Raw genomic sequence first — 13116 nt, 5'->3', positions numbered from 1 at the left:
CGTTGACCTGCTGCATTTGATGCGGCAGGTTTTCGTTTTGCATCGAGGGAATGTCGCATAAAGCACATTCCGGTGTCGATGCACTGTAAATGCTTTCAGCGTCGTATCCCGGCCCCAACAGGCCAGGTCGCGCTTCATAAGCCCACCGTCCGTCACGGTCTTCCCGGGTTTCCGGGAGGTACTGCGTTGGCGGACTCGCGGCGCGTCAAGAAGGCGCCGTGATCGATCAAAGGAAGACAACGTGGCACGTTATACCGGCCCGAAGGCCAAACTTTCCCGCCGTGAAGGCACCGACCTGTTCCTGAAGAGCTCGCGCCGCTCGCTGGCCGACAAGTGCAAGCTGGACAGCAAGCCGGGCCAGCATGGCCGCACCTCGGGTGCACGCACCTCGGACTACGGCAACCAGCTGCGCGAAAAGCAGAAGGTCAAGCGCATCTACGGCGTGCTCGAGCGCCAGTTCCGCCGCTACTTCGCCGAAGCCGATCGCCGCAAGGGCAACACCGGCGAAAACCTGCTGCAACTGCTGGAATCGCGCCTGGACAACGTGGTGTACCGCATGGGCTTCGGCTCGACCCGCGCTGAAGCGCGCCAGCTGGTTTCGCACAAGGCGATCCTGGTGAACGGTCAGACCCTGAACGTGCCGTCGGCCCAGATCAAGTCGGGCGACATCATCGCCATCCGCGAGCAGTCGAAGAAGCAAGTCCGTATCGCCGAAGCGCTGTCGCTGGCCGAGCAGTCGGGCTTCCCGACCTGGGTTGCCGTGGATGCCAAGAAATTCGAAGGTACCTTCAAGCAAGTTCCGGATCGCGCCGATATCTCTGGCGACATCAACGAAAGCCTGATTGTCGAACTGTACTCGCGTTAATCCGCGAGGCAGACGGCCCAGCGCTTGCGTTCTCCGCAAAGCTTCTCTTTCAGCCCGACGCGCGCTACGCGCGGTCGGGCTTCGCCCATCGTTACGATGGGTATTTTCAGGTTCCAAACGTCAGCCTTATCGGTGTAACGAGCCGAGGGTATTGAAAAGGACAACCTAATGCAAACAGCACTCCTCAAGCCAAAAATCATCGCCGTCGAGCCTCTGGGCGACCATCACGCCAAAGTCGTGATGGAGCCGTTCGAGCGCGGCTACGGCCATACGCTCGGTAACGCCCTGCGTCGCGTGCTGCTGTCGTCGATGGTCGGCTATGCCCCGACCGAAGTCACGATCGCTGGGGTGGTCCACGAGTATTCCACCATCGACGGCGTGCAGGAAGATGTCGTCAACCTGCTGCTCAACCTGAAGGGCGTGGTGTTCAAGCTGCACAACCGTGATGAAGTCACGGTGTCGCTGCGCAAGGATGGCGAAGGCGTTGTCACGGCTGCCGATATCGAGCTGCCGCACGACGTCGAGATCATCAACCCGAACCACGTGATCGCCCACCTGTCGGCCGGCGGCAAGCTGGACATGCAGATCAAGGTCGAGCAGGGCCGTGGCTACGTGCCGGGCAACGTGCGCAAGTTCGGCGACGAGTCGGGCAAGGTCATCGGCCGCATCGTGCTGGACGCCTCGTTCTCGCCGGTGCGCCGCGTGTCGTATGCCGTTGAATCCGCTCGCGTGGAGCAGCGTACCGATCTGGACAAGCTGGTGATGAACATCGAAACCGACGGTGTGATCTCGCCCGAGGAAGCGATCCGCCAGTCGGCCCGCATCCTGGTCGACCAGCTGTCCGTGTTCGCCGCGCTGGAAGGCACCGAGTCGGCAGCCGAGGCTGCTTCGAGCCGCACGCCGCAGATCGATCCGATCCTGCTGCGCCCGGTCGACGACCTGGAGCTGACAGTGCGTTCGGCCAACTGCCTGAAGGCCGAGAACATCTACTACATCGGCGACCTGATCCAGCGTACCGAGAACGAGCTGCTGAAGACCCCGAACCTGGGTCGCAAGTCGCTCAACGAGATCAAGGAAGTCCTCGCCTCGCGTGGCCTGACCCTCGGCATGAAGCTCGAGAACTGGCCGCCCGCAGGTCTGGAAAAGTAATTGTGGCGCGGGGGCGTTAGCCCCTGCACCGCGGTAACCGCCCTGGCTTCGGCCGGGGCTCGTATGACTACCGGCCCGCGTCCGCCCGTATCGGACGATAGAAGAGCTGGTCAAACACTTAACTGAAAGGAATCATCATGCGTCACCGTCATGGTCTGCGGAAACTGAACCGCACCTCGTCGCACCGCCTCGCGATGCTGCGCAACATGTCCAACTCGCTGTTCCAGCACGAGCTGATCAAGACCACCGTGCCCAAGGCCAAGGAACTGCGCAAGGTCGTCGAGCCGCTGATCACGCTGGCCAAGAAGGACACCGTTGCCAACCGCCGCCTCGCCTTCGCCCGCCTGCGCGACCGCGACATGGTCACCAAGCTGTTCACCGAACTGGGCCCGCGCTACGCCACCCGCCCGGGCGGCTACACGCGTATCCTGAAGTTCGGCTTCCGTCAGGGCGACAATGCGCCGATGGCGCTGGTCGAACTGGTGGATCGCCCGGAAATCACCGAAGCCCCGGCCGAAGAAGCCGCGGAATAAGTGCGTTTCCTGCCCGCTGCCGTCGTGAGACGGTTCCGGGCACACCGCTTACAATCGAGCCAGGCATCCGCCTGGCTCTTTTGTTTTGGGCGCCAGCCGCCCGTGCCACCCTTGCCAGCCGTACCAGGAGAGTGCCGATGCCCGATGCCAGCCAGTCACCCGACCCCGCGGAGGTGCTCGTGGTGATCACCAATACCCCTGATGCCGAGACGGCAGCGCGGCTGTCCCGGACAGTGCTGGAGGCGCGCGCGGCGGCCTGCGTGAACCGTCTGGCCCCGGTGGAATCCGAGTACTGGTGGCAAGGCGTGCTGGAGCAGGCGCGCGAATGGCCGCTGCTGATCAAGACCACGCGCGCGCGCTACGCTGCACTCGAGGCCGTGATCCGGCAACATCACCCCTATGACGTGCCGGAGATCATCGCCGTGCCGGTGACGGCGGGCTTTGCACCGTACCTGGCGTGGGTTGGCAGCGAGACGGATACCGGCGCGCAGGCGGCGGGATAATGGGCGAAGGGGGCTGCCGCGCAGCAGTAGGTACGGCAGGGCCCATCGGCCAGGACAGACAGGAAACAGCTTCATGAACATCGGTTTGGCACTTCCGGAGCGGGCACGCGGGCTGGTTCAGGCGCGGCATATTGCCGCAGGCCTGCTGGCGGTACTGGCCTGGCTTTGCCTGGCTGGTGCGGCGCTGGCGGCAACGGAGGACGACTTCCTGCCGCCGGAGCAAGCCTTCCGCTTCGCCGCGCGCCAGATCGACGACAACACCGTGGAGGTGCGTTTCGATGTCGCGCCCGGCTACTACATGTACCGGGAGCGATTCGCCTTTGCGACGGAGCCTGCCGCCGTGAAGCTCGGCACGCCGGACCTCCCGCACGGCAAGGTCAAGTTCGACGACACCTTCGGCAAGGAGATGGAGACGTACCGGGACAGCGTGACCATCCGCGTGCCGGTGGCGGCGGCGCCGGCGGACGGCAAGTGGACGCTGACGGTCACCTCGCAGGGCTGCGCCGACAAGGGCCTGTGCTATCCACCGATGGAAAGCGTCTACAAGGTCGGTGGCACCGGCCTGGCCGACCTGTTCGGCAAGCGCGGGCGCTCCGATGCGACCGCTGCCGCCCCGCTGCAGGCCCAGCCAGCCCAGCCGGCTGCCGCCGCATCGCTGCGTGCCGACGACTCCGACCGCATCGCCGGCGCGCTGGCGAGCCGCAACATGGGCCTGATCGCGGCGCTCTTCTTCGGCCTGGGCCTGCTGCTGACCTTCACGCCGTGCGTGCTGCCGATGGTGCCGATCCTGTCGTCGATCGTCATCGGCGAGCATGTCACGCGCAGCCGTGCGCTGGTGGTGTCGCTGGCCTATGTACTGGGCATGGCGGTGGTGTACACCGCCGTCGGCGTGGCTGCAGGGCTGCTGGGCGAAGGCCTGTCGGCCGCGCTGCAGACGCCATGGGTGCTGGGCCTGTTCGCCGCGCTGATGGTGGCGCTGGCACTGTCGATGTTCGGCCTGTACGAGCTGCAGCTGCCGCAGCGCTGGCAGGCGCGGCTGACGGAATCGTCCAACCGCCGCCAGGGTGGTCAGGTGGCTGGCGCGGCAGCGATGGGCGCGATCTCCGCGCTGATCGTCGGGCCCTGCGTGACCGCGCCGCTGGCGGGGGCGCTGGCCTATATCGCGCAGACGCGCGATGCGGTCATCGGTGGCGCAGCGCTGTTTGCGATGGCGATCGGCATGGGCGTGCCGCTGGTGCTGGTGGGCGTGGGTGCGGGCAACCTGCTGCCGCGCGCAGGCCGCTGGATGGAGGTGACCAAGCGCTTCTTCGGCTTCCTGCTGCTGGGGGTGGCGTTGTGGATGCTCGGGCCGGTGCTGCCGGCATGGACGACGATGCTGCTTTTGGCGGCATTGCTGCTGGTGGCCGCGGTGTTCCTCGGCGCCTTTGACGGGCTCGGGGCCGATCCGCGCAACCTGGCGCGCGTGGGCAAGGGGCTTGGTGTCTTGTTCGCGATCGCCGCGGCCATCGTGCTGATCGGCGTGGCGTCGGGCGGGCGCGATCCGCTGCAGCCGTTGTCGCACCTGAGCGCAGGCCGCGGTGGTGTGGAAAGCGCGGGCGCCGCTCAGGCGGTGCGCTTCGAGCGCGTGCGCAGCGTCGCGGAACTGGATGCCCGCGTGGCGCAGGCCGCCGCGGCCGGCAAGCCGGTGCTGCTCGATTTTTATGCCGACTGGTGCGTCAGCTGCAAGGAAATGGAGCGCATGACCTTCGTCGACCCGCGCGTGCGCGCGCGGCTGTCCGAGATCGTGCTGCTGCAGGCGGATGTGACCGCCAACAATGCCGACGACAAGGCGCTGCTCAAGCGCTTCGGGCTGTTCGGGCCGCCGGGGATCATCCTGTTCGGATCGGATGGGCGCGAGCGGCCGGTGCGGGTGATTGGCTACCAGTCGGCCAACCGCTTCCTGGAGAGCCTGGAGCGCGCCTTCGGCAAGCGCACCAGCACCTGAGGTGTACCTGCGCCTGCGCTAGTGCTCCAGCTGCCGCGCCACGGCCCACAGCGCGCCCAGCACCACCACCACCGCCCCCATCAGGCCGATCGACCACCAGAATCCGTCCGGCGCCTGCAGCCAGGGCATGCGCTCGAAATTCATGCCGAAGATGCCGGTGATCAGCGTCAGCGGCATGAACAGCGCCGTGATCAGCGTCAGCATGCGCATGGTGCGGTTGGTGCGGTGGGCCACCGCCGAAAAGTGGATCTGCACCGCCGACTCGATTGAATCCTCCAGCCGCCGCGCATGCGCGAGCACGCGCTGGATATGTTCCATCACGTCGTTGATGCGCACCAGCAACAGTTCGTCGCGACCCGGGACATCTACCGGGGTGCCGTGCTGGTCGCTGCTGTAGCGGTTGTCGAGCAGGCTGTCGCGGAATTCCTGCAGCGCGTCGCGCTGTTCCTCGCTCAGGTGCTCCAGCTTGCGCAGCTGGATGCGCGCGTCGAGCAGCCCCTCCCAACTGGAAAAACTGCGGCGCGAGTTCAGCAGCGCGCGCTGCCAGCGGTCGAGCTGGCGCGTCAGCGGGGCGCGCAGTTCCAGATAGCGGTCCACCATCGCATTGAGCAGGCGCAGCATCAGATCCTCGGGCCGGTTGGGCGGGCGCACGCCGTGCAGCAGCGTCTGGCCGTTGCCGCGCGCGGGCGACGCCTGCGGCCGCGGCGCCTGGCAGAGCTCGAGCAGGCGCTGGCGCACCTGGTCGACGGTGCGCGACGGGCCGTTGCGTACCGTGACCAGCAGCGTATCGAAGACGAAGAACGTGACCGGCTGCGTATCGATTTTGGCCAGTGCGGGCAGGAAGCCCGGCGGATACCGGCGCGCACGCGCCGTCGTCGCATCGCCAGACGCTCTGGGGTCATTGGCCGGCGTTGCCTCCTGCGGCTCGGCCTCGGCGATCGCGCGGCTGGTCTCGAAGGTCAGCTTGCGGAAGATCACCATGTCATACGCGTTGGTCGTGTCGAAATACGACGGATGCGCGGCATTGGTGGCGTCGGCCAGGTGCAGGTCGAGGACCGAAGCGCCGGCGAGCTGGCGCACGTTCTCGCGCCAGGCGTCCGGGGCAGCCGTGACTTCCTCGGTGGAAAAGTCCGCCCAGACGAACAGCGCGGCGGCATTGCCGCCGAGGAAGCTGGCCGCTTCGGTCAGCGAGGCGAGCGGGTGTACCTGGCTGGCCGAGAAGCCGAGCAGTTCCATAGGCGCTTGGGTTCCCACAGAGCGATAGAGCGATCGTGCGATGCAGGTCAGGCGGCCAGCAGGCGCGCGGCGTCGCGTGCGAAATAGGTCAGGATGCCGTCGGCGCCGGCGCGGCGGAAGGCCAGCAGCGATTCCATCATGACCTTGTCGTGGTCGAGCCAGCCGTTCTGCGCGGCGGCCTTCAGCATCGCGTACTCGCCGCTGACCTGATAGACGTAGGTCGGGAAGCGGAACTCGTCCTTCACGCGGCGCACGATATCGAGGTAAGGCATGCCGGGCTTGACCATCACCATGTCGGCGCCTTCGAGGATGTCCTGCGCCACTTCGCGCAGCGCTTCGTCGGTGTTGGCCGGGTCCATCTGGTAGGTCATCTTGCTGCCCTTGCCGAGGTTGGCGGCCGAGCCCACTGCATCGCGGAAGGGGCCGTAGAAGGCCGATGCGTACTTGGCCGAGTAGGCCATGATGCGGGTATGGATGTGGCCGTTGTCTTCCAGCGCCGTGCGCACCGCGCCGATGCGGCCGTCCATCATGTCGGACGGGGCCACGATATCGACGCCCGCGTCGGCCTGGGCCAGCGCCTGGCGCACCAGGATCTCCACGGTGGTGTCATTGATGACGTAGCCGTTTTCATCCAGCACGCCGTCCTGGCCGTGGCTGGTGTAGGGATCGAGCGCAACGTCGCAGAGCACGCCGAGTTCGGGAAAGCGGTCTTTCAGCGCCCGCACCGCGCGCGGCACCAGGCCGTCGGGATTGATGGCCTCGATGCCATCGGGCGTTTTCAGCGAGGGGTCGATCACCGGGAACAGCGCGAGCACCGGGATGCCGAGCTTGACGCAATCTTCGGCCACCGGCATCAGCAGGTCCACGGAGACCCGCTCGACGCCCGGCATCGACGCCACGGACTGGCGCTGGTTCTGGCCGTCGAGGATGAACACCGGGTAGATCAGGTTGTCCGGCGACAGGCGATGTTCGCGCATCATGCGGCGGGAGAAATCGTCGCGGCGCATGCGGCGCGGGCGGTACTCGGGGAAGGTCGACATGGCAGGCTTCTTGTGCTGGAGACGGGACAGAAATGTCCAATTTGCCAGCCGGCAAGCACTGCGCGCGCGGCGCAAAGTTGCCGGCTGAAGAAAAACTAAACTTTTATGCGTGCCCGCCATCATACTCGCGGACACTATGTGCGTTGCGCTTGCGTGGCGCGGTGTCCCCCGCTACTCCTCCCTGAGCGGGTACCCGCCCCAGCGGCGGGAAAGTTCGCCCCCGTTGCTTGCAACGGGGCTTTTTTTGCGCGCTGGCTACGCTGCGGCGTTATGCCGCAGGGTCTGTGGTGGCAGGAGGTTCAGCCGCCGTTGGTGCCGTGGCACCGTCCTGCGCCGCGTTCTTCTGCGCTTCCGGCAGGTTGAGCCAGCCGGCGATCACGCCCTGCGCTTCTTCGATGCCGCGACGCTTGAGGCTCGAAAACAGCTGTGCGGTCAGGGGCACCGGCGTTTCCAGCTGCTCTGCGTAGCCCTGCAGCATCTTGCGCGTCTCGCGCAGCGCCTTGGCGTTCTCGCTGTTGGTGAGCTTGTCGGCCTTGGTCAGCAGAACGTGGATCGGCTTGCCGGTGGGCAGGAACCACTCGACCATCTGGCAATCGAGATCGGTGAACGGACGGCGCGCATCCATCATCAGGATCAGTCCCGAGAGTTGCGGCCGCGTCTGCACGTAGTCGCTGAGCAGGCCCTGCCAGTGGTATTTGGCCGAGCCCGACACCTCTGCATAACCGTAGCCCGGCAGGTCGACCAGGAATGCCTGCGGGTCCGGTGCCTTGACCGGGGCCACCGTGAAATAGTTGATGTGCTGCGTGCGCCCGGGCGTGCGCGAGGAAAACGCCAGCCGCTTCTGGTTGCACAGGATGTTGATGGCGGTGGACTTGCCGGCGTTGGAGCGGCCGGCGAACGCTACCTCGGGCACGGCCGTGGCGGGCAGGTCGCGCAGGTGGTTGACGGTAATGAAGAAGCGGGCCTGGTGGAGAAGGGACATGCGCTGGAGAGGTAGGGCGGGGCGCCGCGCGGCGCGCATTGGCGCGGCCGTGGCCGGGGTACCGCCAAGGGTGGGCAGGGCTGCGGCGGGGCCGCTCGCCGGGTTTGATCTGGCGCAGCGCGAGACCGTTTCAACACGGCATAGCAGGGCGCAAGGCATCAATCCGGCACATAACTTATTGTACAATACGCCGGTTTACGGTCTCCTGACCGGGTGACGCGCGACATCCTTTGCCGCGTGGCTCGGCTGCCGTTGTCCGGACGGGAAGCCTCGTTGTGTCGTCCTATCGTGGGCACGGCCTTGTTTCGCATCACGCGTTGCACCTCGGGTGCCGCGGCGGCGGAGCAGGGGCTGGCGGAGGTCTGCCGCCAGGCAAACCGCAGCGGATCGGTCATCCGCGCGGGTCGCCCCGATGTCAGGCCTTTGCCCCGGCGCGTCCTCACCGCCGGCAGAGTGCCGGTCGGCATGCATCACGGTATCCAAAACAATTCAGAGAAGGTGTGCGAATGAACCGCATTGCGAAGATTCTGGGTGTCCTGGCACTGGCCGTTCCTGCAGCCGCCCTTTCCGGACTGGCATCTGCCGCAGAGCAGGCCGCCGCGAAGGCCGACCCGGCCAAGGGTGAGACGCTGTACACGCAAGGCGCCCCCGATCGCAATGTGCCTGCCTGCCTGAGCTGCCACGGCGCAGCCGGCAACAGCGCGGCCGCCGCCAACCCCAAGCTGGCCGCCCAGCATCCGGAATACGTCCACAAGCAACTGGCCGATTTCAAGTCCAAGGCGCGCAACAACGCGATCATGGTGCCGATGGCATCGGTGCTGACCGACGACGAAATGCGCAACATCGGCGCCTACCTGGCCAAGCAGCCGATCAAGCCGGCCACCGCCAAGAACAAGAACACGATCGAGGAAGGCCAGAAGATCTACCGTGGCGGCATCGCCGCCAAGGGCGTGCCGGCCTGCGCCGCCTGCCATGGCCCCACCGGCGCCGGCATTCCGGCCCAGTATCCGCGTATCGGCGGACAGTGGTCGGAATACACCGAGGCACAGCTGGTGGCGTTCCGCCAGGGCACCCGCAAGAATAATTCGGTCATGACGACCATCGCTGCCAAGATGTCGGATGCCGAGATCAAGGCGGTGGCGGACTACGTCGCCGGCGTCCGGTAACGACGTTAGCGCAGTACGCTGGCGCCGCCGGGCGCCGGCGCTTCGGCGTGCAGCCCGCGCGGCATGCAACCGAACGCGCCTGTCAAAATCGAAAAGGGTGGCCTGCTCGTTCAAGCAAGTCCACCCTTTTTCATTTCAAAGCAGCATGTTGTCTTAGGTGTCACTGCACATGTCGACCGCTTCCACTTCAGGGCTGCACCTGAAGACCTCTCACCGCGTGTTGCGCGACGCGGTCGAATTGTTGTCCTCGATGCGCTTCGCGATCGCGCTGCTGACGGTGATCTCCATCGCCAGCGTGATCGGTACCGTGCTCAAGCAGAATGAGCCGTATCCGAACTACGTCAACCAGTTCGGTCCGTTCTGGGCCGATGTGTTCCATACGCTATCGCTGCAGAAGGTCTACGGCTCGTGGTGGTTCCTGCTGATCCTGGCCTTCCTGGTGGTGTCCACCACGCTCTGCCTGGTGCGCAACACCCCCAAGATGATCGGGGACATGCGCTCATGGAAGGACCATGTGCGCGAGCGCAGCCTGCGCGCCTTCCATCATCGCGGCGAGTTCGACGGCGCGCGCGCGCGCACCGAGGCGGTCGGCAGGCTGTCGGCGCTGCTGCGCAACCGCGGCTACCGCATCAAGGCCGTCGACCATGACGGCGCCACGCTGCTGGCGGGCAAGGCGGGGGCCGCCAACAAGGTCGGCTATATCCTGGCGCATACCGCCATCGTGGTGATCTGCATCGGCGGCCTGCTCGATGGCGACATGCTGATCCGCGCGCAGATGTGGCTGGGTGGCAAGACCCCGATCAGCGGCAACGCGGTGATCAGCGAGATCCCGCCGCAGCACCGGCTGCCGGCGACCAACCCCGGTTTCCGCGGCAATGCCTATGTGCCCGAGGGGCAGACCGTGTCCACGGCCATCCTGAACGTCGCCGACGGCGCGCTGGTGCAGGACCTGCCGTTTGCGCTGACGCTCAAGAAGTTCTCGATCGACTTCTACGAGACCGGCATGCCCAAGCTGTTCGCCTCGGACGTGATCGTCACCGACCGCGTCACCGGCAAGCAGACCGAGGCCACCATCAAGGTGAACGAGCCGTTGATCGTCGACGGCATCGCCATCTACCAGTCCAGCTTCGAAGATGGCGGCTCGCGCCTGAAGTTCGTCGGCTACCCGATGCAGGGCACCGCTCGTGGCACCTTTGCCATCAATGGTGCCGTGGGCGGCAATGCGCCGCTGAAGGGCACCGGCACCGGCGCGGACAACGAAGGCGTGACGGTCGAGTTCAGCGACTTCCGGCTGATGAATATCGAGAACGTCACCGATGCCTCGGGCAAGCCTGACGCACGCGGCGTCGCGCGCAAATCGCTGAACGAGACGCTGGAAAAGCACCTGGGTGCCGCGGCCAGCGCCGACCGCGCCAAGACGCTGCGCAACGTAGGCCCGTCCGTGCAGTACAAGCTGCGCGATCGCACCGGGCAGGCGCGCGAGTACAACAACTACATGGTGCCGGTGCAGATGGACGGGCAGTCGGTGTTCCTGGCCGGCATGCGCGAATCGCCGAGCGAGCAGTTCCGCTACCTGCGCATTCCCGCCGACGACCAGGGCAGCGTTGCCGACTGGATGCGCCTGCGCGCCGCGTTGCAGGACCGCGCGCTTCGGGGCGAGGCCGCCCGCCGCTTTGCGCTGGCGTCGATGCCGGGAGACGACAAGGCCGACCTGCGCCGCCAGCTTGCCGAAAGCGCACTGCGCGCGCTCGACCTGTTTGCGGGCGCCACGCGCCCGACGCCGGACTCGCCCCCGGGCGGCTTCACCGCAATCGCGGCATTCCTGGAAAAGTCGGTGCCGCAGGCCGAGCAGCAGAAGGCCGCCGACGTCCTGCTGAAGATACTGAATGGCTCGATGTGGGAGCTGTGGCAGCTGGCGCGCGCCCAGGACAAGCTGCCGGTGGTGCCAAACAGCGCACAGAGCGGCACCTTCCTGCAGCAGGCGATCAGTGCGCTGTCAGACAGTTTTTTCTACGGCGCACCGGTATTCCTGCAACTTGACGAGTTCAAGGAGATCAAGGCCAGCGTGTTCCAGATGACCCGTGCGCCGGGCAAGAACATCGTGTATCTTGGCTGTCTGCTGCTGACACTGGGGGTGTTCGCGATGTTCTATATCCGCGAGCGCCGCGTCTGGATCTGGATCAAGGACAAGCCCGCCGAGGGAGACGCCGTGCCGTCCAGCAGCCATGTACTGATGGCGATGTCGACCCAGCGCCGCACGATGGATTTCGAAAAGGAATTCACGGCACTGCGCGACGACATCGGCCGTGCTGCCGGCGGGACCCCCGCGGAAACGCCACATCAAAACGGCAGCGATTAAACGAGCAGGTACGCTATGTCTTCAAATCTGAATCCCGGCGACCAAACCATGCGCGGCGCCACGCAAGCCACGCGCGCAACGCCTGCCCCTGGGGACGCCGGCGACGAGGCCTATCTCGAACCTTCCTTCCTGCGCCGGCTGACGTGGGTGGATTGGCTGTTCGCGCTGGCGCTGGCCGTCGGCGCGGGCGTTGCGCTGTCGCGATACGGGCAGTGGATGGATGGCTACGACAAGGCGGTGCTGATCGGCGCCGTGCCTACCTTTGCACTGCTCGGCTGGCACTGGAAGGCGGTACGTCCGCTGATGCTGGGGCTGACGGTGCTGTCGCTGTTCGCGATCCAGCTCTACCAGGGCCAGCTCGCGCGTGCGGACCAGGTGTTCTTCCTCAAGTACTTCCTGTCGAGCCAGTCGGCCATCCTGTGGATGAGCGCGCTGGTGTTCCTGTCCACGCTGTTCTACTGGGTCGGGCTGGCCACACGCTCGAACACCGGCTACAGCATCGGCAGCAAGCTGTGCTGGGGCGCGATCGTGCTGGGCTTCACCGGCATGCTGGTGCGCTGGTACGAGTCGTACCTGATCGGCACCGACATCGGCCATATCCCCATCTCGAACCTGTATGAAGTGTTCGTGCTGTTCACGCTGATCACTTCGCTGTTCTACCTGTACTACGAAGGCCGCTACGGCACGCGCGCGCTGGGGCCGTTCGTGATGCTGGTGGTATCGGCCGCGGTGGGTTTCCTGCTGTGGTACACGGTCACCCGCAACGCGCAGGAAATCCAGCCGCTGGTGCCTGCGCTGCAGAGCTGGTGGATGAAGATCCACGTGCCGGCCAACTTCATCGGCTACGGCACCTTTGCGCTGGCGGCGATGGTGTCGGTCGCATACCTGCTCAAGCAGCGCGGCATCCTGGCAGAACGGCTGCCGTCGCTGGAGCTGCTCGACGACGTGATGTACAAGGCCATCGCGGTCGGGTTTGCCTTCTTCACCATCGCCACCATCCTCGGCGCGCTGTGGGCGGCAGAAGCCTGGGGCGGTTACTGGAGCTGGGATCCGAAGGAGACCTGGGCACTGATCGTGTGGCTGAACTACGCGGCGTGGCTGCACATGCGGCTGATGAAGGGGCTGCGCGGGACGGTGGCTGCGTGGTGGGCGCTGGTCGGACTGCTGGTGACGACCTTTGCGTTTCTCGGCGTCAACATGTTCCTGTCTGGCCTGCATAGCTACGGCGAACTCTGACCGCCACTTACGACGCACCATGGTGCGATGCAAGAAAACCTGCCTCCGGGCAGGTTTTTTTTC

11 protein-coding genes are annotated in these 13116 nt (G+C 65.8%); 8 read left to right on the top strand and 3 right to left on the bottom strand.

Annotated elements, in window-relative coordinates:
* Positions 1 to 241 precede the first annotated feature (241 nt).
* From rpsD to dsbD, 5 genes are all read left to right on the top strand, one after another.
* Complete coding sequence (rpsD, locus tag IPF36_RS25255; RefSeq protein WP_133093430.1) at positions 242 to 865, top strand: 30S ribosomal protein S4; 624 nt, start codon at positions 242 to 244, stop codon at positions 863 to 865.
* A gap of 168 nt (positions 866 to 1033) precedes the next feature.
* Complete coding sequence (rpoA, locus tag IPF36_RS25250) at positions 1034 to 2014, top strand: DNA-directed RNA polymerase subunit alpha (protein ID WP_010812374.1); 981 nt, start codon at positions 1034 to 1036, stop codon at positions 2012 to 2014.
* 137 nt (positions 2015 to 2151) lie between these two features.
* Positions 2152 to 2547: a 50S ribosomal protein L17 gene (gene rplQ, locus IPF36_RS25245; RefSeq protein ID WP_010812373.1), complete on the top strand. Its 396-nt coding sequence runs from the start codon at positions 2152 to 2154 to the stop codon at positions 2545 to 2547.
* 137 nt (positions 2548 to 2684) lie between these two features.
* On the top strand, positions 2685 to 3050 hold the full coding sequence (gene cutA, locus IPF36_RS25240) for a divalent-cation tolerance protein CutA (RefSeq protein ID WP_133093431.1): 366 nt from the start codon (positions 2685 to 2687) through the stop codon (positions 3048 to 3050).
* 73 nt (positions 3051 to 3123) lie between these two features.
* Positions 3124 to 5034 (top strand): protein-disulfide reductase DsbD, encoded by a 1911-nt coding sequence (gene dsbD, locus IPF36_RS25235; RefSeq protein WP_135706072.1) that lies wholly within the window; start codon positions 3124 to 3126, stop codon positions 5032 to 5034.
* A gap of 18 nt (positions 5035 to 5052) precedes the next feature.
* Here the strand turns inward: dsbD and IPF36_RS25230 are convergent, their stop codons facing one another.
* From IPF36_RS25230 to yihA, 3 genes are all read right to left on the bottom strand, one after another.
* The gene (locus IPF36_RS25230) at positions 5053 to 6270 is read right to left on the bottom strand and encodes a magnesium transporter CorA family protein (protein ID WP_195431104.1); all 1218 of its coding nucleotides are present in this window, start codon (positions 6268 to 6270) and stop codon (positions 5053 to 5055) included.
* Between the two features lie 47 nt (positions 6271 to 6317).
* Entirely contained in the window at positions 6318 to 7310 is a 993-nt protein-coding gene (hemB, locus tag IPF36_RS25225; RefSeq protein ID WP_195431101.1) for a porphobilinogen synthase, read from the bottom strand.
* Positions 7311 to 7578: 268 nt separating this feature from the next.
* Positions 7579 to 8292, bottom strand: coding sequence for a ribosome biogenesis GTP-binding protein YihA/YsxC (yihA, locus tag IPF36_RS25220; RefSeq protein WP_135706070.1), 714 nt, complete (start codon positions 8290 to 8292; stop codon positions 7579 to 7581).
* Between the two features lie 506 nt (positions 8293 to 8798).
* Between yihA and IPF36_RS25215 the strand changes: the two genes are divergently transcribed.
* The 3 genes from IPF36_RS25215 to ccsB all read left to right on the top strand — a co-directional run bounded on the left by IPF36_RS25215 (position 8799) and on the right by ccsB (position 13053).
* On the top strand, positions 8799 to 9458 hold the full coding sequence (locus tag IPF36_RS25215; RefSeq protein ID WP_133093435.1) for a c-type cytochrome: 660 nt from the start codon (positions 8799 to 8801) through the stop codon (positions 9456 to 9458).
* A 169-nt stretch (positions 9459 to 9627) separates the two neighbouring features.
* The gene (locus IPF36_RS25210; RefSeq protein ID WP_195431098.1) at positions 9628 to 11817 is read left to right on the top strand and encodes a cytochrome c biogenesis protein ResB; all 2190 of its coding nucleotides are present in this window, start codon (positions 9628 to 9630) and stop codon (positions 11815 to 11817) included.
* A 15-nt stretch (positions 11818 to 11832) separates the two neighbouring features.
* The gene (gene ccsB / locus IPF36_RS25205; RefSeq protein ID WP_195431096.1) at positions 11833 to 13053 is read left to right on the top strand and encodes a c-type cytochrome biogenesis protein CcsB; all 1221 of its coding nucleotides are present in this window, start codon (positions 11833 to 11835) and stop codon (positions 13051 to 13053) included.
* Positions 13054 to 13116 lie beyond the last annotated feature (63 nt).

The sequence above is a fragment of the Cupriavidus sp. IK-TO18 genome, from assembly GCF_015549295.1.
Lineage (GTDB): Bacteria > Pseudomonadota > Gammaproteobacteria > Burkholderiales > Burkholderiaceae > Cupriavidus > Cupriavidus oxalaticus_A.
The sequence above is the reverse complement of the archived record's forward strand: the minus strand, read 5'-3'. Positions and strand labels throughout refer to the sequence as shown.